Source organism: Pseudanabaena yagii GIHE-NHR1, from assembly GCF_012863495.1.
GTDB classification, from domain to species: Bacteria; Cyanobacteriota; Cyanobacteriia; order Pseudanabaenales; family Pseudanabaenaceae; genus Pseudanabaena; species Pseudanabaena yagii.
In genome coordinates, this window is record NZ_JAAVJL010000001.1 from 115,804 (window position 1) to 137,395 (window position 21,592).

A 21,592-nucleotide genomic window follows, 5' to 3' on the forward strand; every position below is an offset into this window, starting at 1 on the left:
GCCTCTCTCATCTAGTACAGGTAATTCATAAATTATCCCTACTCGGTTTTAGAATTCCTATAGCTGCACAGCATCAACAACTAAAAGCTGAGAGCGTTATGGAAATATGGGAAGAAATTAGCCGCCAAAGAGTCAAATACATTGTCGATAGCTATCAGTTAGATGGTGATGACGATGAATATTTTTATGACTATTTAGATGATCTCCTCCAAGCCTATCCACCGCCACAAATTGAGTTAGCGCTTGTCGAAATCTTGATTGAAAGCTGGCGTAATTTTCCCCTCCTGCGTGGAGTTCTATTCCTAGAGCGATCGCACAATCTTTTGAAATCTTGGGAAAATAAGACAATCGCCCCAAATATTTCTGCAACCCACTTTCGTTTGATTACAGGGCTAGATCCCACACCTATATTTGGAACAGGTATAGATACTCATTCAACAAGAAGTGTATTTCCCTCCATCAGCAAGTAATTCTTGAGCATTGATTATTAACTTATATAAAGTTATACAAACAGTAAATTGACAACCCCAAAATCCTCATAAAATTAGCTATAGCAACCCTAAATTCTTTATAAGATTTTAGGGTTGTAAGAGGGGAAACTGAAAGAGGTACTCACCTACAAACTAATTAGGATTACTATATAAATGTTTTGTGGAAGTGCAACCCGCAGGGGCGCACTTCCACAAAACATTTAGGACTGCTATATGTAGTTTTTTAGATTAGAAAAACTGTTCTTGCAATTACTGGTTAGGGGGAATCGCCTTTTTGTTAGTCAGTTAGAATGTAAGAAGGCGATGTGTCATATATGAATATTTCTTTACTAGATTCAAAATTGATAAATAAGCTTTTTAAAGGAAAATTTAACTTTAAAGTTTTATTTATACTATTTTTATTCGGATTTTTGGGGTATTGGGGCAATTATCTCCGATTACCATTGTTCTTTGGGGTGGAATTTCTATTTGGAAGTATTTTTGTCTTGATTGCAACTTATCTCTATGGGATAAGAATGGGGACTGTAGTTTCAGCGATCGCTAGTCTGCAAACTTATTTTCTTTGGGGACAGCCCTATGCTGCGATTTTGTTGATTTTAGAAACGATCTGGGTGGGGATAGGACTGCATTATAAAAATCAGAACAAGCAGCCTCGCAACATGGTCTTGCTGGTATTGTCCTATTGGCTATGTTTAGGCGCTCCATGCTGTTTTTTATTCTATTACTTTTTTCTGAAATTTGGGATTAATTCAGTTATTCTCGTTACCCTCAAGCAGGTAATTAACGGTGCATTTAATGCGCTCATTGCCCATTTATGTCTAGGCTATCTACCCATACGTCAATGGTTGCGGCATCAATCAAGCGATCGCCATCATCTAACTATTCAACAAATGCTATTTCACGCATTATTAGCATTTGTGTTTTTCCCACTACTAGCAATTGCGATCTTGACAGGTTATCAAGCCTTAAATTACATCGAAAATGAAATTAGTAATCAATTACATGCAAATACCGCAGAGCTAGTCTTAGATTTAAAAATCTGGCATCAAAACAATTTACGAACTCTACAAGAGATTGCTATTTTAGCTGCCGATGATAAAAGTTGGGAACGTTTGCAATTTGGAACTACCACCCTAGGTAAAGTTAATCCATCCTTATTAAGAATTTATGTTACAGATGTCCAAAGCAATATTTTAGCTGCCTTCCCGAATATATCCGATACAGATAGAGCAGAGCTAAGTGTATCCATTGGCAGCAGTGATCTCTTTCAAACTACTCGTACAACCCTCAGCACTGCTTTTAGCAATATTCATAATAATGATCACATGATCTCGATGCCCCATGTTGATATGGCGGTTCCAGTTGTTAGGCAAAACCGCTTTCAAGGCATCGTAATCGGTGCATTAGATGTTCCCCAAATCGATAAAATTTTGGCAAAAAGCACTCCCAACAGAAAGGTGGAAGCGTTCCTAATTGATCGACATAAGGAAATCATTTCTGTTTCTTCTCCTAATCTCCAACTAGGAAATGTGTTTGATGTGAAACAGGGAGGAGAAGTTCGGAGTTTTAAGAATGATCAGATCCAATGGATCCCTCATATCAAAGGCGCAGCATTAATGACTCGGTGGCGTAAATCTTACTATATTCAACAAGCTACTATTGATGCTCAAAATCCTTGGGTTCTAGTTGTCCGCTTATCTCCCGTTGCCTATATTGATGCCTTAGAAAATTTATATACCTATATCTTAGTAATTGTCCTCACGATTATTCTCTTAGCGACAGCCGTAGCCAATTCCCTCAGCCTACGTTTAGTAAAACCTATTGCAAAGCTCATGCGACTGACGACAGAGCTTCAACAAAATCTCTCTAGTGAGTCCGATTTCGTCTGGCAGTCTAAAAGTTTTGCTGAAATTGACACGCTAGGCTATAACTTTCAGGTCATGGCAAGCGCCTTGCGTGAAAAATTCCAAGAAATTCAACAAGCTAACCTCAATCTTGAAAAAAGAGTCCAAGAGCGCACTGAACAACTACTTAAAAGCGAACTTCGACTAGAAAGGATTACTGATGCTGTGCCAAGTACGGTATATCAATTCCGTCGCGACCTTGATGGTAGTTACTCTTTCCCATTTATGAGCCAAGGTGCTTATGATTTGTTTGAATTGACTGCTGAAGAATGTTGCCAAGATGCTGCTAAAGCTTTTGATCTAGTAATTGATGAAGACTTAGAAAAGCTGTTTGAATCAATTGAAGATTCTGCTAAAACAGAAACAAGTTGGGTACATGAATTTCGGCTAAGGACACCTAGTGGTAAGTTTAAATGGGTATCTGGACGCTCCCAACCCATGCGTCAAAGTGATGACAGTATTATTTGGAATGGAATCCTCACGGATATCACTCACTTAAAGGAGATAGAGTCAGCCCTGCAAAAGAGTGAAGAACGGTGGCAACTAGCAATTCAAGCGGCTGATGATGGCATTTGGGATTGGAATCTAGAGACAGGCATAATATTTCGCTCAGCGCGCTGGCGGACTATTCTCGGCTTAGATCCCCATCTGGATGACGAGGAAAACTTGGATTGGCTCTCGATTATCCATCCTGATGATCGAGAGAATGTCTTACAAGCCCATGCCCGTTATCTCAATCGTGAAGTTCCACGATACATAATGGAACATCGCATGAGACATCAAGATGGAAGTTATCGATGGATTTTAACTAAAGCGATGGCTCTGTGGGACGAGCAGGGCAAGCCCCTACGCTTGGTAGGTGCAAATAGCGATGTAACTGATCGCAAACTCACGATCGCTGCTTTAGAAAAGCGTGAGAGTTATCTTGCGATGCTGGTTGATGTGCAGCATTATCTAATTGCAGAGAGTACTCAAGACTATGGCAGAATTTTAGAACTGTTAGGCAAGGTTTCTGATTTCTCAAGTGTCAAGTTATTCACCTGTGAAAAAGACCTTAGTGATTCTTTTGAAGAGGAAATCGGTATTGCCCTAGGTACGAATCTCCATGTTGATTTATATGCGGCTTGGTATAGCCAAGGCATACATCCACCGCAAGCATCACAGCAAACAACATTTATCCAAAATCTAATTAGTTGCCAATGGCTTCAGAGACTTGCACAGGGAGAATTGTTCAATGTGTCTGCGTCTACAGTTGATGCATCCGAAAAATCAATTTTGACCTCTAAAGGACTCCTGTCAATTTTAGTCATGCCAATTATGGTCAATGGCAAGTTTTGGGGATTCTTGAGTTTCCATGACTATCATAGCGATCGCCTACGTGACCATGCCGAAATCAGCTTATTGACTATTGCGGCTTCTTCTTTATCCCTACATCTAGAACGTCAACAAGCTCAAATCGAGATGTTACAAGCGATGGAGGCTGCACAGGCTGCCAACCAAGCTAAGAGTGAATTTCTCGCTACCATGAGTCATGAAATTCGGACTCCGATGAATGCTGTGATTGGGATGGCAAGTTTGCTATTAGATACGGATCTAAATCATGAACAGCATGAATTTGCGGAAATTATCAGATCCAGTGGAGATAATTTACTCACAATTATTAATGACATTCTGGATTTCTCTAAAATCGAATCAGGACGATTTAGTTTAGATAATCATCCTTTTAACCTGCGGAGTTGTATTGAAGATTGTCTCGACCTTTTAGCCGGCTATGCCGTATCTAAAGATATTGAGCTAGTCTATTGCATAACTACTGATGTGCCAGATTGGATTTTGGGAGATATCACTCGCTTACGGCAAATATTAGTTAATTTATTGAGTAATGCGATCAAATTTACGCTTAAAGGTTCAGTCAGTCTGAGAGTTTCCGTTAAGGATGGTCTGCCTAATCATGGCGCTAGTGCAGAAATACCATACCAACTACTCTTTGCTGTTCAAGATACTGGCATAGGTATTCCTCGCGATCGCTATGATCGTTTATTTAAACCCTTCAGCCAAGTTGACTCTTCAACTACTCGTCAATATGGTGGTACTGGCTTAGGACTTGCCATCTCTAAGCATTTGACTCAAATTATGGGTGGTGATATCTACTGTGAGAGCACGGTTGGTATTGGCTCGATTTTCTCATTTACAATCTCCACCTTTGCGACCCAACCCGAATCGATTCCGCCTCAATGGGAGCCAAGTTTAGCGGGGCAACGCTTATTAATTCTGGAAGATCATGACGTTAATAGGGAAGAGTTAATTAATTTTGCCCAATTATTAAAAATGGAAGTGATGGCAACTCCATATAGTCATCAAGCGATCGCTTGGTTGCAGGAAGGACAAAAATTTGATTTAGCAATTGTTGATGCTTGTCTCCCTCATCTGGATAATGATAGGGAAACAGATACTCAAGATCCTCACAATCAATGTGATATGGGCGCATTAATCCAAATGCAATCTAGATCACTACCAATCATTTTATTAATGCCCCATTGCAAGTGTGTTGTTCAAGAGAGTGATACGCTCATTTCTCTAAGTAAACCCATCAAGCGATCGCTTTTATATAGTGCATTATTAAAACTAAATAAGCGATCGCAATCGTCAACACCAATAAAGCAGAAAGAAGATTCCATTTTTGATGAAAACTTTGCAGCGAAATTCCCCCTGAAGATTTTGATAGCTGAGGACAATATTGTTAATCAAAAGGTGGCAACACGCTTCCTCAATCGTTTAGGCTACCGTGTTGATGTGGTTGCCAATGGACTTGAAGCCTTAGAAGCAATTTATCGTCAAAACTATGATGTCATCCTTATGGATATCCATATGCCCGAAATGGATGGTATTACTGCAACTAAGAAAATTATTGCCGAATTTCCCCAAAGTCCTTGGATTATTGCGCTCACTGCTAATGCTGCCCAAGTCGATCGCGATATTTGCCTCGAATCTGGAATGCAAGATTATTTAAGTAAACCTCTCAAAGTCCAAGATTTAACTAGATCCTTAGAAAAGGCATACCAAAATAGAAGCGCATAGTGATTACAGCGCTTTGCGCTGACTTGAAACCCAGAGAAATTTTTGAAAGCGAGGCGAAGCCTCGCTTTCAAAAATTTCTCTGTACTACTTTCAGCCTCAACAGGCTGTATTTTGCTTAAAAAGATGAGTGGCAGCGCTTCGCGCTGCCACTCATCTTTTGTTTTTTGTATGCTCTTCCTAATTATCCGCAGGAGTATCACTAGTTGATTCCGCAGTGGTGGCAGCCTCTTTTTGGGCGCGTTTTTTTCGCTCAGCTTCCACCATATCGGCAATCATTTGTCTGGCTTGCTCGATTTTATCGAGGTTAGAGCGATACAAATCAATATCCTTGAGTAAGCGATCGCTACCAAATTTTAAAGTTTCACCAACTAATTTCAGGATTTCTTCCCGCTTTGTATTATCAGCGATCGCATCAGGATCACTGATTTCTAATAAAGCGTATACTCCAACACCAAGTAGACGGCTATATTTGAAATTTTCTTTGTTGGCAATAGTATGGAGTTGTCCCGCTAGCGGTTCAAGATAGCCACCAGATTCGAGCTTAGTCAATAGATCCTTGACTTCATTTGGCGATCGCGTAGCGAGGTCGAGCAAGGTCGTTGCATCTTGACGAACGCGATCAGAGTCAAACTGAAGTGCTGAACATAGCGCATGAAATACGGCAAAGCGATCGGTTTCAGGCTTGTAACCAACAGTAAAGCGATCGAATGTGGTCACAAAACCTAAGGCAAAGATGGAGTCATAAACAAATGTTTGATTGACTTTTAGCAAATGCACTTCCACCAAAAGCTCATCTACAACCCGTCGATAGACTTGATTGACTGGCTTGGGGAAAGCTAAATAAAAATCTTTTTTGGTATCAGAAACAGTACGGACGGTATTCACAGTCAACAAAACCTAACGACAAGATAGTGCAAATAATCATCGCACAGATAGCCATAGCATCAGTCTATCGCTGTGGATAAATTTTGATCTAGGTACTGAAGAGAGTTGCGGCAGCGCCGCAACTCTCTTCAGGGTTTTATGTCTTACGAGCTAATCTTTGTGTTTAGGCTGGGAAACGCTATATTGTTCATGTTTGCAGCCTGCTTAGTAATTTTTGAAAGCGGGACTTTGCTGCGCTTTCAAAAATTACTAATTCAGCACAATGCGCTGTATAACGCACCAAGTCGTTACTTTTAGGTAAATCCAGCCATGAATTTAGCTCGGTTAATCTCCGAAACTGCCGCCAAATATGCTGACAAGCCAGCAATCATCTTTGAGGGGAGAACTTGGAATTACCGAGACTTTGATCATCAAGTCCATCATTACGCTGCCATACTTCAGCACTTAGGTATTAACAAAGGCGATCGCGTGGCAGTGCAATTGCCTAAATGTATTGAGTTTTTATTTTTGCATTTCGCGATTCTTTCCATCGGCGCGATCGCACTTCCCCTAAATCCCGACTATCGCCCCGAAGAAATTGTATATTTCTTAACTGATTCAAGCAGTTCTTTATTGGTCACGACTCATCCTCTTTACACCAAAGTCCAATCAGAGCTTCAACATTTATCAGCATTACAGATTCTCCTCAAAGAAAATATCCCCACTTTCCAAACAGAAGAATTTATTCCTGACTATGCTACAGGTGGTGATGATATTGCCATGATTTGCTATACCTCAGGAACCACAGGACGCTCGAAAGGGGCTGCGATTTCGCATCGTAATCTCATCGCGAATATACAATCCTTATATCAAGCATGGGCATGGAGCGATCGCGATATTTTGCTCCATGTCTTGCCGCTATTTCATGTGCATGGCTTAAATGTCGCTGCTCTGGGCTGTCTCTATGCAGGCGCGACGATGATAATGTTTGAGAAATTTGAGCCTCGTCGCGCATGGGAAACCTTAACTTCTCAAAACTGCACGATCTTTATGGCTGTGCCTACGATTTATCAAAGATTGATGAATGAATGGGAAAAACTGGAGCCTAAGCCAAATTTGCAACAAATGCGCCTATTTATCTCTGGTTCTGCTCCCCTTAGCGATCCACAATTCTATCAGTTTGAGAAGCTGACGGGATTTCGGATTCTCGAACGCTATGGCATGACAGAAACAGGCATGAATGCATCTAACCTGATTGCCCCAGAACATCGCAAAGCCAAGAGTGTTGGCTTTGCATTGTCAGGAGTGGAAATTCGCATCGTTAATGCAGATGGTGATCAGGTCAAGGGATCGGAAGTTGGTGAAGTTTGGATTCGCGGTGAGAATGTCTTTCAAGGATATTGGCAGATGCCCGACAAGACAGCCGAAGCCTTTGTCAATAGTTGGTTTCGCACAGGCGATCTTGGTTTTCAAGATCCTGATGATAACAATCGGCTATATTTAGTAGGTCGCGCTAAGGAGCTAATTATTACAGGCGGGTTTAATGTCTATCCTAAAGAAATCGAGAATATTTTGGAAAGTCACGATGCGGTTAAGGAGTCAGCCATAATTGGCTTGCCTGATCAGGATTTCGGAGAAAAAGTTGTGGCAGCGATCGCTCTTCGAGAAGACATGAGCATCGCTCCTGAAGTATTAATCAATTATTGCAAAAGTCGTCTCGCCTCTTATAAGTGTCCCAAGCAAATCTTTTTTGTTACCGAACTTCCCCGTAATGCAATGGGCAAAATCCAGAAAAACATCTTAGCTCAACAACTTAAATAATAGAGGCGACGTAGTGCGTCGCCTCTATATCATTAGATTAAATAACGCGAGTTCGGGATGATTTGAAACAGGCTTTGAGAGAGGATTTGCTACGCAAAACCTCTCTCAAAGCCCAAAAATAAAAGCCTTGCTACGCAAGGCTTTTATTTTTGGGCTTTATTTGTCAGCTTACCCCGAACTGACGTTAAATAATAGAAGCAACGCTCTGCGTTGCTTCTATTATTTGGCTGAAGCATTGAGATTACTGGACTGTTGTAAACTCGCGATTTGTTGCTGTACAGATGGCGAATATAAGCGTAAATAGTTCCAATAATTACCTAAAACCTTCGATACATAGTCTCTCGTTTCTTCGTAAGGAATGTTATTGACAAATTCATCGGGATCGCCAACTCCACGCTCTTCTACCCATCTACCAACTGCTCCAGGACCCGCATTATAACTAGCGACAGCTAACATCGAGTTATCGCTATAGCGGCTGTGCGTATAGTCCAGATACCAAGTACCAAAACTGATATTGTCCGAAGGATTATCAAGATTGTAATTACTTACTCCCTTCTTGCTAGCAATCCATGTGCCTGTATCGGGCATAATCTGCATCAAACCGATCGCACCAGAACGAGAACGAATTTGCGCTTCAAATCGTGACTCTTGACGCATCAAACCAATTACCAATGCAGGAGAAAGTCTCCGTTCACGCGCCCAATTAGAAATGATATCCCAGTAATGGAATGGATAAAGGGATTGCATATAGGCAGGATGCTGTTTGATCTTGGCGATTTCAACCTTTTGAGGAGAAGAAACATCAATCAAATCTAAGCTTTCGATGGTTTTAATGCCAACAAGATTATCCTGAACGGCTACGCGCAATACGCCATCGGTAAAAATTTCACTAGGTTCCAAATTCCGCTTTGCACCTAGCTCTGTTTGCCACTGCGATCGCGCATCACGATCTAAACCAAGCACATATAACTCTTGCAACTTTGCCGAACCAGCAGGCAAGGGAGTACGCGCACTAGGGATGGCAATCGCGGGCGCAGTATAACGCGCTGTGGTAAATGTGCCCACTTGCCAACCGAGTGAACCTGCGGCGCGCCATGCGTAATAGGAAGAGGGGTGTTGACGAATTGTAAATTCAAAAAATTTCTTGGCTCTGGACTTATCACCGATTTGGTTAGCCCATTTGCCTGCCCAGAAACTTGCTTCGGCAGCAGAGTCACTATCAGGACTATTGGCGATAATTGCATCAACAGTGGCGATCGCATTATTCAGTTGTCCGCCGCGTGCCTGCCCTTTTGCAATGCGCCAACGCAGTTGACTTGCCGCATCACTATTGCCATAGCGCTCTAGCAATAGATTTCTAGCATTACTAGCAGCTTGCGGACTACCAAGTTTATCTTGCAAGATGGTAGCTTTAATGGCTAATGCTTCGCCTGCGGTGTCAGGGTAGTTAGCCACAATTCGATCAGTCGCCGCGATCGCTACTTCAGGAGATTCAATCTGAGTAATCCGAATCAGGGCGCGAGGAGCTTGAGGACTTTTGGGGAACTGTTGAACAACGCGATTGTAGGCAACAATTGCTGATTCAATCTGTCTACCACGGTGCAGGCTACGGGCATATTGATAAGCTGTAAGCGGATTAACCGTTGCCCGAGCATAGGCATTCGCGGCTTTACCAAATTCAAAATTTTTGTAATAGGCATCGGCGATCGCCCACCATTGCTCGCTTGTAAGTGCAGGTGAACTAGCGACTAACCGATCTAAAGTTGGGCTGATACCTTTAAGATCACCAAAATAGGTCGCCAAATGCGCTATCAAATCAACTCGATTAGGAGCTTGAGCCAATAGGCGAAGGGCAGCTTCTTGCGATCGGGGATGAGCAGGAAATTTATCTAAAATCTGTTGGTTTTGCCCCAAGGCAAACATGGCTTCTGCGGCTACAGGACTATTGGGGAAATTGGTTAAAATACTTTGCCAAGTGGTTGTTGCGCCTTGGAGATCTCGCAGTTGAGTTTGAGCCTGTGCGCGTTTGAGCAACACATAATCAGCCAAAAGCGGATATTCGATTTCCAATTTGTCAAGAGCAGCGATCGCTTCACGGAATTTTCGGTTATTAAGATGAATATCCGCAATTACCAATCTGGCACGAACGCGATCGGTATTCTCAGATGTCTGTTGAGCTTGAGTTTCTAATTTAGCGAGTCTTTGCTCGACCGAAGAGTAAGTGAGAGGATCGAATGACTTGCTGTCTCGGTTATTTGCTAAGCTTGCATTAAGAGCAAGATTTGACTCAGAAGAAGTCGTAATTATTGGGGCACTAGCTCCTGCCAATGTAGCACTGAGCATTAGCACAATTGACCAACGCATTAAATTTTTCATCCCGATACGTTCTGAATGTCGAGCATATTAACATTTTTTAATGTTTTTTACAGCACTTGATGCTAACTCAACACTATATCTAGATAGAATGGGCGGCGCGAAGTACCACTCATTAAAATCATATTAACTTCGCTTAATTACGTCTAGTCTAAAAAACTTTGAAAGCGTTACAAAGCGACGCTTTCAAAGTTTTTTCTGTTTTTCAATTCAATGCAAAGCGCTGCATCAATGCGGAAAATTAAGACTTAATCTTGTCTTTATGTTGAGGACAAGCGATCGCAACACTAGAACCAACCACAAATCCAGTATATTCCTTCAATTTGGTAAGTTTAGCAGGTGGAAGAGAACTACCTTGCTTATCAAATTCCTTTTCTAGAGCATCAATCAAAGTTGCAAAGGGAACCCCCTGATCCAAAGCTTTGCAAGTTTCAGTTTCCACTAGACCAACATATTTGATCCCCCCAGTGGCTTCATACATTTCTTTGTATTCTGGATTCTCTTTAATGAATGCATCAACATCCTTTGTCTTAGGAGAAGAAGGAGCGTCAGACTTAGCAGTATCAGACTTAGTAGTATCGGACTTAGTAGTATCGGACTTAGTAGTATCAGTTTTAGGAGATTCTGATGCTTTAGGTGACTCTGAAGCTTTGGGAGATTCTGATGCCTTAGGCGATTCTGAAGCTTTGGGAGATTCTGAAGCAGTAGCTGAAGGACTAGCTGAAGCTGAAGCTGACGGCGAAGAACTGGTTGTTGCACTAGGCTGCTGGCATGATGCTACTGCCAATGCGACGGAGACAGGCAGCAACAAACGCTTAGCAAAGTGTTTAATCATATTTAATTCTGGAGTTTAAGATTACAACCCCATGATATTACCCTACCCATAGAGTTGGTATAGTACTTTTTGCTGCAACACAATAAATCATAAAATAAGAGAAATTTACCTACAACAAATTAATCTAATTAGCTTTTGTGGAAGTGCACCCCGAAGGGGTGCACTTCCACAAACCATTTACGGTTGCTATATAGCTTCCGATAATTTTGTAGATAAATCCTAATAAATGATCTCTAAAAACAAAAGTTAGGCTTATTATTTAGGTTGAATTTTGGCTTTACATAGGCATACGAAGATTTATGTTTAATGCAACTGAGCTTCTGATCGGTAATTTTGTAGAACAACTAAAGTTGGGATATCGTCGTACCTATGGCGGCTATCTCCATGATTATGAAGATATTATCGGTTGGGCTGGCAATATGGCTCTAGAAAACATCGCTAATAGTGATGCGCTCTACCACAATGTTGAACATACGATCTTAGTCACCCTAGTTGGTCAAGAGATTTTGCGAGGAAAACATATTCGCGAAGGTCGAGTAGCCCCTGAAGATTGGTTGCATTTCATTATTTCTCTTGTTTGCCATGACATTGGCTATGTCAAAGGGGTTTGTCTACAAGATGGTAGTGGCAAGTTTGCGACTGGGGTTGGTGATGGCATGGTGGAGTTACCTCCCGGAGCTTCCGATGCTGGCTTGACTCCCTACCATGTCGATCGCGCTAAATTATTTGTTAATCAACGCTTTGCTAACCATTCCCTAATCAAGGCTGAGAAAATCTGCCGCAATATTGAGCTGACACGTTTTCCTGTGCCGAAAACTGGCGATCATCAAGATACGACTAATTTTGCAGGGCTAGTGCGATCGGCGGATTTAATCGGACAGCTCAGCGATCCTCGTTATCTGAAAAAGATTGGGGCATTATTTTATGAGTTTGAAGAAACTGGTGTCAATGAAGCATTAGGTTATGCTCACCCCGGAGATTTACGCCGCAACTATCCCAAATTCTATTGGACGAGTGTATATCCTTACGTCAAGGATGCACTCTACTACTTGTCGCTCACCCAACAAGGTCAGGAAATTGTTGCTCACCTCTATTCCAATGTGTTTGTGGTTGAGCATGAAAAACCAGAATATCAGCAGACACTTACTACTCTGCCAACTACTAATCCATAAAACATCTCTAGCAATCCTAAATGTTTTATGGAAGCGCATCCCTTCGGGGTGCGCTTCCATAAACCCCAAAATTTATAAATGACTTAGGACTGCTATAGAGGGTTTCCATACTAAAAAAGCAATCCAAATTGAAAGTTGTGACGACTGCAAAGAATATCTCCATGAGTCAAGAACGAGAATATGATGTTGTGATTGTTGGTGCAGGTCCAGTGGGATTAGCAACAGCGATCGCTTTATATAAACGTGGTATTGATAATATTTTAGTCATAGATCAAACTCGCAAATTTCGTCGTGTCGGTCAAGTAATTGACCTCTTACCAAATGGTTTAAAGTCAATTAAATATATCAGTCCTGACGCTTATCAACAAGTCAAAGAAACTGCTTTTCAATCACTAAATTCTCCGCTCAGAAATAATGCTCCTAGTAATAGCAATGAGAGCGAAGTTAAAGAAACAAAAGTTCCTTCAAAAAAACAATGGCATCATAAAAATCTTCAAGGAGAAATAACAAGCTCAGTTGATTTGGATTTTGATAGTTGGTTTAATCGTTATGGAGAAGGAAGAATTTCTATGTCTTGGTACGATTTACAAACGACATTGAGAAATGTATTGCCAGCAGAAATTATCCAAGCAAATCATCGATGCATTAATGTTGAGCAAAATTTAGCAGGAGTATATTTAGACTGTATCTCAGATACCACAATTACTAATAATTCTTTTGCCCATCGGAAAATGGATATATCTAATTCTAATGATCTAGATATATCAGAAAAGAGGCAAGAGGATTGCTATAAAAGGTTTCGCGCCAAGTTAGTTATTGCGGCTGATGGCATTAACTCAACAGTTCGGCAGATTATTTATGCAGAAACAGACTTACAAGAATTTGCAAAACCTAAATATTCTGGTTTTGTTGCGATTGGCTGTTCGCAAATTGAAGCAATCCCCAATGCAATTAGAGAAGAATTAGAGTCTAAATATTTTCAAGGCGATCGCGTTATTACTTTGTCCAATGACGCTATTACTTCTACTGATTTTGACTTTCACGGTTTAGATCAATTACGGATTATTTTATTTTGCAAGCCAGACCAGAGCATGGGTTACTTGCTTCATACACCCTTGGGATTAGAAGCATTTCAAAATAAGCAACCATCTGAAATTATTAGTCTAGGCATTGAATGCTTAAAAAATGCTGGATTTCCTCCTGTTTTTGCGGATTTACTCAATTTGTCAAATCCAGAAAAATTAATTCATCGTCCCTACTATATTCATCCAGCAAATACGCCATCTGCTCGTCAACCATTCTGGAGTTGTGGTCGTGTGGTTTTAGTCGGAGATGCAGCCCATGGAATGCCCCCATTTATGGCTCAGGGTGCTAATCAGGGTCTAGAAGACGCAGCGCTGATTTCGAGTTTAATTACTCAGCTGATTCAAGATCACTGTTTAGACGACGAACAAGCGATCGCTAAAGCATTTCATAAATATGAGGAAGTGCGTGTTCCTTTGATGATCAAAATTCAAGAAGCAACGATGAAAAATAATCACTGGTCACAGCAACAATGGGAGCAATACAGTGAGATGGTTTATAGTCGTGACTATAGCAGCAACTATTTGCAGTAATATATAAGCTTATACTTGTTTACCAGTACGACTCAAACCCAGTCTGAATTTAAATTTAATCTCAGGCTAAACTAGGTTTGAAACTTGATTTGACACTTTATAAGCATTTTATTTAGAAGAAAGCGTGATTGATACTCGTCTCGATCTTTACCCTGCCTCTACAGTTCCTAATGGTTGGCCCGGACTGATATGTCGCTATGCGGATTATTTGCCAGTTACAGACCAAACGCCGATCGTAACTTTGCATGAAGGCAATACCCCTCTAATCCCTGCGATCGCGCTCAGTGAAAGACTGGGACGCAATATCAAAGTCCTGCTCAAGTACGACGGACTCAACCCCACAGGCAGTTTTAAAGATCGCGGTATGACCATGGCGATCTCTAAAGCTAAAGAGGCTGGATCGCAGGCGGTAATCTGTGCGAGTACAGGTAACACCTCAGCAGCAGCAGCAGCCTACGCAAAACGTGGTGGACTCAAAGCTTTTGTATTGATTCCTGATGGCAAAATTGCTCTCGGTAAGTTAAGCCAAGCTTTAATCTATGGGGCAGAGGTAATTGCGATCGATGGTAACTTCGACCAAGCTCTGGAAATTGTGCGGGAAATGTCTGAAAAGTTCCCGATCACCTTGGTTAATTCCGTCAATCCTTACCGTTTAGAAGGTCAAAAGACTGCCGCCTTTGAATTGGTTGAGGCGATCGGTGATGCTCCTGACTGGCTCTGTATTCCCATGGGTAATGCAGGTAATATTACCGCTTACTGGATGGGCTTTAATCAATATTATGCGTCAGGCAAATCTAAAAAATTACCCCGTATGATGGGCTTCCAAGCCGCAGGATCTGCACCTTTGGTAACAGGTCAAATCTTCGAGAAGCCTGAAACGATCGCTACAGCGATCAGAATTGGTAATCCTGCTAATTGGCAAAAAGCCCTCAAAGTCCGCGAAGAAAGTGGTGGCGAATTTAATAGCGTTACCGATGTTGAAATTCTGGCGGCTTACAAGTTCTTAGCAGGCGAAGAAGGTGTATTTTGTGAACCTGCCAGTGCCGCTTCTGTTGCAGGCTTGCTGAAAGTAAGCGATCAAATCCCTTCAGGCGCAACGATTGTCTGTGTACTAACTGGTAATGGTATTAAAGATCCTGACACCGCGATCGCGGCGGCTGATGCCAAATTACATAAAGGCATTGCCCCAGATATTACGAGCGTCGCTAAAGTCATGGGCTTTTAATTAAGGTACTTCGCAACTCATTTGTTCGCAACTGATATGTAAAACCTATGCAAAATCTATGTAAAAGTACTTTGCGAGTCTACATATCGGTTGCGAAAGAACATAGGCAAGAAATAGGCGATCGCACTATGAACCTAACTTCATCATTCGTGAGATAACTAATCAAGCAAACTATGGCTCTTGTCAATGAAACTATTCCTCGGATCACTCTGGAGTCAAGCATCCTTAAACGTTGGACAGCTAACGATTATCGGCGCATGAGTGAATTAGGAATTTTGGATTGCAATGAGCGCACTGAACTGATTGACGGACAAATTACTTTAATGGCAGCCAAAGGAACGCCCCACGTTACTTCACTACATTTGCTTGCCAATGTTTTCCGTGATCGCCTTGGCAATTTTGCCTTAGTTCGTACCCAAGATCCCATTCATTTAGATGATTTCTCGGAACCTGAACCAGACTTAGTAATCGCCCAAGGGACGGTTCTCGACTATACCGACCAACATCCATATCCTGAGCAAATCTATCTCATCGTAGAAGTTGCTGACTCCACATTAAAGCAGGATTGTGAAACCAAAGATAAACTCTATGCAAAAGCAGGTATTGCTGACTATTGGGTATTGGCTCCTCAAAAACGTCAACTGCATATCTTTCGCAAACCAACAGCAACAGGTTACATCGAACATCTCATCCTTTCCGAGCCTAGCCAAGTTTCACCTTTAGTATTTCCTGATTGTGCGATCGCCCTAACCTCAATACTGCCACCTGTCTCATCAGTCTCAGCTTGATACGGCGCATTTTAAAGACGGAAGATGGAAGATGGAAGGCGGAATGGATTATTTCAAAAGTTTGACTTTATATAATCACTGATGTTGTGGAACTCAGGGTATGAATTTCTTGCTGATAGCACAGCAGGGCAACTACGGGGGGATTGCCCCTACCTGAATAATTGAAATTTTTTTAAATTTTTGTAGGGGCTGTGCCTCCCTGGAGTTTAGACTAAAAAAGGTAAAAAAGGCAGAGTAAAAGAGATACAAACTGCCTAAAGTAGATGAAAAGTAAAGAGACATCTACAGCCATGATTATTGATAAACTACAAGACTTTCGTCAACAGGTATATAGATTTTTAGGGAACGGACGGGATGCAATATTTGACTTGATGGATGCAGTATTGACCAGTCCGAGAGTGAAATCATTTGTAGAATTATCGTTATCCGCAGTGTATCGAAGAAAATGGTCAAGTCTGTATGAATCATTAAAAGACAGTCGCCCCAACCGAGGCAGGATAAGACGGTTATGTGTGGAACAAATACCCAAAGACATCCGCCCTTTGCTAGCAGGAGACCATACAGGATGGGGAAGACCCCATGCCAAAACGCTAAAAGACAGGAGTTTTGTGCATCAACCGAATTTGGTAGAAGGGAACAAACCGATCGTGTTAGGGCATGACTACAGCACCTTGGCATGGATACCAGAGATGACAGGGAGTTGGGCAATCCCGTTATGTCACGAGCGGATCAGTAGTTTTGAGACAGCAGGGCAAAGAGCCGCATTCCAACTGAGTCAAGTATGTCGAGATTTAACGGTAAGACCAATCGCTACTTACGACAGTGAATATGGCAGTGCCGTCTTTATGAATTTGACTGAGGATATCCCTGCCGATTTACTAATACGTCTACGTCCTAACCGATGCTTATACAAAGCCCCTGCGCCCTACAGTGGTTATGGTCGTCCTCGTAAGCATGGGGATAAATTCCAACTTGCCAATGCTGATAGTTGGGGAGAGCCATCGGCAACTTTTAGCTTAGAAGATGAGACGGTTGGACAGGTGCAAATCCAGCAATGGTCTAACTTACACTTTCGGCAAGCAGCCCAACGACATATTCAAGTTATTCGAGTTACACATTCTCATTGCTCTGGTTTGTGGTTAGCTTGGGTGGGTGAACAGATGCCGACTTTAGACTCCCTTTGGCGCTTGTACTTACGTCGTTTTGCCATCGACCATTGGTATCGTTTTGCCAAACAAAGATTACATTGGACTCTTCCCCATTTGTTGACTCCTCAGCAAGCTTTGCGTTGGAGTGACCTTATGCCTTTACTCTCTTGGCAATTGTGGTTGGCTCGTCAACTGGTTATTGATACTCCTTTGCCTTGGCAGAAACCTCAAACCAATCTTAATTTTGGTCGAGTCGCTCAGGGCTTTGCCGCACTTTTGGTCAGGATTGGCTCTCCTGCTTGTTCTCCCCAACCTCGTGGTAAGTCTCTCGGTTGGAAATCTGGACGCAAGCGTTCTCCTTTTTCTCGCTTTCCTGTCGTCAAAAAACGAGCTTCTCGCTCGAAAAAGGTCAATCAAGACTACCTTAATTCCTAACTTTCAATATTCTCTTTTTCTCTCTCTTGCTTTTTCTCAGTTCTCCGTTTTCTGGGTCACTTTTTCCTGCTCTTTTTCTGATTCTCTTAATCAACTTAGTCTAAATTCCAGTGCCTCCGTGCCAGCCCCGATACTTCAACATCGCAGGAATTCCTTCCACGTAATATCAGTAATTACAGAATTTTTTATTCTTTATTCTTTTATTTTTCTTTCTTCGATCTTCCTTCTTCGACCTTCAATCTTCGATCTTTCCCTCTCGTTTCCGTCCCCTTGCGGGGAAATGGATATAGAGGTAAGAGGGAAGACGGAAGATTGAAGGCGGAATGAAGAATTTATTTTAAAGGCAGAAGACGGAAGATTGAAGGCGGAATGGGATTATCTCAAAAATCTGACCTTACATGATCACATAAATTCCTTATTTTTTTGTTCTTTGTTTTTACTTCTTCGACCTTCGATCTTCATTTTTCGATCTTTCCTTCCCATTTCCGTCCCCTTGCGGGGAAATGGTTATAGAGGTAAGAGGGAAGACGGAAGATTGAAGGCGGAATGGGATTATCTCAAAAATCCGACCTTATATGATCACATAAATTTCTTGTTTTTTTGTTCTTTGTTTTTACTTCTTCGACCTTCGATCTTCATTCTTCGATCTTTCTCTCGCGTTTCCATCCCCTTGCGGGGAAATTGTTATGAAACGGAGAATAGGCTTCGGTAATTTATCAAAAGATAAATTACTTTCGTTTCCGTCCCCTTGCGGGGAAATGATTATGAAACGTTGTAGTAGCTAAGCAATGTTTACCACATAAGCTTGTTATTCGTTTCCGTCCCCTTGCGGGGAAATGGTTATGAAACGTTGAACGTTGATCTGCAAACAGCTCAACAGCTTAACAATCAGCTGTTTCCGTCCCCTTGCGGGGAAATGGTTATAAAACGTGTTTGTGGTCAATAGTTTCTGAGATTTTAGTTTCTTCTCGTTTCCGTCCCCTTGCGGGGAAATGGTTATGAAATCGAGATTGCAGGTGTATACCAAAACAATCTGCCATACATGTTTCCGTCCCCTTGCGGGGAAATGGTTATGAAACGCAACACGCCGTCTAGGTCGCGATTATGAAAGATACGGTTTCCGTCCCCTTGCGGGGAAATGGTTATGAAACTATTGTGAAACCAATTTTCGGCACTGTTTTGGAAACGTTTGGTTTCCGTCCCCTTGCGGGGAAATGGTTATGAAACCATTTGCTCTGGCGATTCCTACGAAGTACCGATTAATAGTTTCCGTCCCCTTGCGGGGAAATGGTTATGAAACACCATTGATTATGACTAAAAGACAAAGAATTGCTCTATTCCTATGTTTCCGTCCCCTTGCGGGGAAATGGTTATGAAACAACTTGAACAACACATGTTTCGCGGGAGCAGCGCATTTAGGTTTCCGTCCCCTTGCGGGGAAATGGTTATGAAACAGTACATTAAAATAGCCTATTATCTGATTAACAATCTATGTTTCCGTCCCCTTGCGGGGAAATGGTTATGAAACTCTGTAAATTCTAAGCCATACCTAGCAACCTTTTCAAAGGGGTCAATCGACACACCTCATTTTAGTCTCAATAAGAACACCTTATTGACAGGTTTTCAAGAAAACGGACATCTTGCAAACCTTACTGGGTAAAGCATCGACACAAGTAAACGAAATTATGCGGTTTTCAAGGTTCGAGAAGGATGGGTCGATTTGACGATACAAAATAGACTAAAGGCTAAAAAATAAAAAGTCAACCTAAAGTAATGTAAACATTTACAAACCTCTCGCTAAAGCCCCGATCGCTCTCCGCGCAGTACCGTTGCCATATCACCATTTAAAATTGCACTTACATTCAACCGTAAGCCAGCAAACTCGCAACTATGAATAATTCCTGAAGCATCGGGCGCTAACTCCACATATTGACCATTTTCTAAAACAAACCAATCGATCGCTTGCTCTAACGTCCGCCAAACAATATATTCTTTCACCCCATTACGTTCATAAGCACGTTTCTTAGCATGTAAATCGTAGGAAACAGTACTTGCCGCAATTTCCACAATTAATTCAGGCGATCCTGTAATATAGCCATCCTCATCAATTTGAGCCTTACCACCTAACCGAAAAAGCACAGCATCAGGTTGCGGTTCATTATCAATATCAAGGCGAACTGTTGGCTCAATGCCGACTTTTAAACCACTTGACATAGCTTGATATGCAATCAGCCAACCAGTAATGCGACCATGAGGTTCAGCATGGGGAGTAAATCTTAAGAGAGATGCCACGTATACAATTCCTTCGATGAGTTCCGCTTTTTTGATACTTGAGGCTGTATAACGTCGCTCAAATTCAAGGCGATCTAAGCGATCGCCATTTTCTAGAATTGTTAACGTTGGCGGAGAATTGGCTATAACCATCGCGATTAAAAAACGATTACAGATCTTTTAGACGTAAGCTAACCGAGTCACCGTGGGAAGGTAAGCCTTCGGCTTCCGTGAGCAATGCGATCGCCCCTGATACTTCCTTTAGAGCTTCAGGACTGTACTGGATCAAACTGGAATGCTTGAGAAAAGTCTCGACCCCAAGTGCCGAGGAATAACGCGCACCGCCACAGGTCGGCAAAGTATGATTTGGTCCTGCTAAATAGTCCCCTACGGCTTCAGGCGTGGAATGTCCAATGAAAATTGCCCCCGCATGACGAATTTGATCAATCAATTGCCAAGGCTCTTCGACTTCTAGTTCTAGATGTTCTGGCGCAAACTGGTTGGATAGCTCAGCAGCAGTTTTCAGGCTATCGACAACGACAATTAAGCCATAATGGGCGATCGCCTTTTCGGTCATCATCCGACGGGGATGATTTTCGAGCATCCGATTTACTTCTTCAGAGACGCGATTCGCGAGGCGCGAATCATTGGTGATCAAGATTGACGCTGCCATTTGATCATGCTCCGCTTGAGCAAGCATATCGGCAGCAACATAGGTGGGATTAGCGCTCGCATCAGCAATAATCAAGACTTCTGAAGGCCCCGCGATCGAGTCAATACCAACACGACCAAATACTTGTTTCTTTGCAAGGGTGACATAGATATTGCCCGGACCTGTGATCACATCAACCTTGGGAATAGTTTCTGTGCCATAGGCTAAGGCAGCGATCGCCTGTGCGCCACCCACACGATAAATTTCTTCCACCCCAGCTACTTGTGCTGCTACAAGAATTGCAGGATTAATTGTGCGCTCCTGACCGGGAGGCGTAACCATCACAATCTTTTTGACACCTGCAACTCTTGCAGGTACAGCATTCATCAAAACTGTACTCGGATAGGCAGCTTTTCCCCCCGGAATGTAAATACCCGCAGCATCAACTGGCGTATAGCGTTTGCCCAAGACTACATCCTTGTCACCAAAATGCACCCAACTTTTTGGCACACGCATTTTGTGAAATTCTTCGATGCGTTGATGCGCCATTTCGATCGCTTTCAGCAGACCTCCTTTGACCTGTTGATAAGCAGCATCAAGTTCCGATCCACTTACGCGCAGTTCTGCGGCTGTAAAGTCTTGACCGTCAAATTCAGAGGTATAGTGCAGCAGGGCTGTATCGCCTTTGCGTCTTACCGTTTGGATGATTTCGGTGACGGTGGCTTCCTTGTGGATCATCTGATCGTCATAAATGCGATCGCAAATCCGCTTGATTTCGGATTCTGCTTCAGTTCTCTGGGTGACAATTCGTAGCATAGATTGTGACGTAAGAAGCGATGATTAATCCTAGCTTAACCTGTATTCCCGTAAGTTGTGTGACCTAAAATCTAAAAAAGAGAGTTAGGATTTTTATTACAGC

14 protein-coding genes and 1 CRISPR repeat array are annotated in these 21,592 nt (G+C 42.2%); of the genes, 9 read left to right on the forward strand and 5 right to left on the reverse strand.

Annotated features, from left to right (window positions below; translation table 11 throughout):
• Window positions 1–98 precede the first annotated feature (98 nt).
• Together HC246_RS00575 and HC246_RS00580 are read left to right on the forward strand one after the other, a co-directional pair.
• Window positions 99–470, forward strand: coding sequence for a hypothetical protein (locus HC246_RS00575; RefSeq protein ID WP_169361690.1), 372 nt, complete (start codon window positions 99–101; stop codon window positions 468–470).
• A gap of 506 nt (window positions 471–976) precedes the next feature.
• Window positions 977–5,473 carry a PAS domain-containing protein gene (locus HC246_RS00580; protein WP_169361691.1) on the forward strand — a complete coding sequence of 1,499 codons (4,497 nt, stop codon included), beginning with the start codon at window positions 977–979 and terminating at the stop codon, window positions 5,471–5,473.
• Window positions 5,474–5,650: 177 nt separating this feature from the next.
• On the opposite strand, the gene psb29 is transcribed toward HC246_RS00580, so the two are convergent.
• Window positions 5,651–6,358: a photosystem II biogenesis protein Psp29 gene (gene psb29 / locus HC246_RS00585; protein ID WP_169361692.1), complete on the reverse strand. Its 708-nt coding sequence runs from the start codon at window positions 6,356–6,358 to the stop codon at window positions 5,651–5,653.
• Between the two features lie 309 nt (window positions 6,359–6,667).
• Between psb29 and HC246_RS00590 the strand changes: the two genes are divergently transcribed.
• Window positions 6,668–8,158, forward strand: coding sequence for a class I adenylate-forming enzyme family protein (locus HC246_RS00590; protein ID WP_169361693.1), 1,491 nt, complete (start codon window positions 6,668–6,670; stop codon window positions 8,156–8,158).
• 219 nt (window positions 8,159–8,377) lie between these two features.
• Here HC246_RS00590 and HC246_RS00595 read toward each other — a convergent pair whose 3' ends face one another.
• Both HC246_RS00595 and HC246_RS00600 read right to left on the reverse strand, forming a co-directional pair.
• Window positions 8,378–10,534, reverse strand: coding sequence for a lytic transglycosylase domain-containing protein (locus HC246_RS00595; protein WP_225902886.1), 2,157 nt, complete (start codon window positions 10,532–10,534; stop codon window positions 8,378–8,380).
• Between the two features lie 238 nt (window positions 10,535–10,772).
• Window positions 10,773–11,012, reverse strand: a complete 240-nt coding sequence (locus HC246_RS00600; RefSeq protein WP_169361694.1) for a hypothetical protein — start codon at window positions 11,010–11,012, stop codon at window positions 10,773–10,775.
• 25 nt (window positions 11,013–11,037) lie between these two features.
• Here HC246_RS00600 and HC246_RS00605 point away from each other — a divergent pair, with 25 nt between their 5' ends.
• From HC246_RS00605 to HC246_RS00630, 6 genes are all read left to right on the forward strand, one after another.
• Complete coding sequence (locus HC246_RS00605) at window positions 11,038–11,385, forward strand: hypothetical protein (RefSeq protein WP_169361695.1); 348 nt, start codon at window positions 11,038–11,040, stop codon at window positions 11,383–11,385.
• Between the two features lie 280 nt (window positions 11,386–11,665).
• Window positions 11,666–12,538 carry an Npun_R2479 family HD domain-containing metalloprotein gene (locus HC246_RS00610; protein ID WP_169361696.1) on the forward strand — a complete coding sequence of 291 codons (873 nt, stop codon included), beginning with the start codon at window positions 11,666–11,668 and terminating at the stop codon, window positions 12,536–12,538.
• Between the two features lie 137 nt (window positions 12,539–12,675).
• Entirely contained in the window at window positions 12,676–14,154 is a 1,479-nt protein-coding gene (locus tag HC246_RS26170) for an FAD-dependent oxidoreductase (protein ID WP_318655885.1), read from the forward strand.
• A gap of 124 nt (window positions 14,155–14,278) precedes the next feature.
• Window positions 14,279–15,379 (forward strand): threonine synthase, encoded by a 1,101-nt coding sequence (gene thrC / locus HC246_RS00620; protein ID WP_169361697.1) that lies wholly within the window; start codon window positions 14,279–14,281, stop codon window positions 15,377–15,379.
• Between the two features lie 173 nt (window positions 15,380–15,552).
• Window positions 15,553–16,167 (forward strand): Uma2 family endonuclease, encoded by a 615-nt coding sequence (locus HC246_RS00625; RefSeq protein ID WP_169361698.1) that lies wholly within the window; start codon window positions 15,553–15,555, stop codon window positions 16,165–16,167.
• Window positions 16,168–16,457: 290 nt separating this feature from the next.
• Complete coding sequence (locus HC246_RS00630) at window positions 16,458–17,750, forward strand: NF041680 family putative transposase (RefSeq protein ID WP_169364407.1); 1,293 nt, start codon at window positions 16,458–16,460, stop codon at window positions 17,748–17,750.
• Window positions 17,751–18,408: 658 nt separating this feature from the next.
• Window positions 18,409–19,278: direct repeats of the CRISPR family, unit length 35 nt; unit sequence GTTTCCGTCCCCTTGCGGGGAAATGGTTATGAAAC.
• 269 nt (window positions 19,279–19,547) lie between these two features.
• Here the strand turns inward: HC246_RS00630 and HC246_RS00635 are convergent.
• Both HC246_RS00635 and hisD read right to left on the reverse strand, forming a co-directional pair.
• On the reverse strand, window positions 19,548–20,174 hold the full coding sequence (locus tag HC246_RS00635; protein ID WP_169361699.1) for a Uma2 family endonuclease: 627 nt from the start codon (window positions 20,172–20,174) through the stop codon (window positions 19,548–19,550).
• A 16-nt stretch (window positions 20,175–20,190) separates the two neighbouring features.
• Complete coding sequence (hisD, locus tag HC246_RS00640) at window positions 20,191–21,489, reverse strand: histidinol dehydrogenase (RefSeq protein WP_169361700.1); 1,299 nt, start codon at window positions 21,487–21,489, stop codon at window positions 20,191–20,193.
• Window positions 21,490–21,592: the final 103 nt, after the last annotated feature.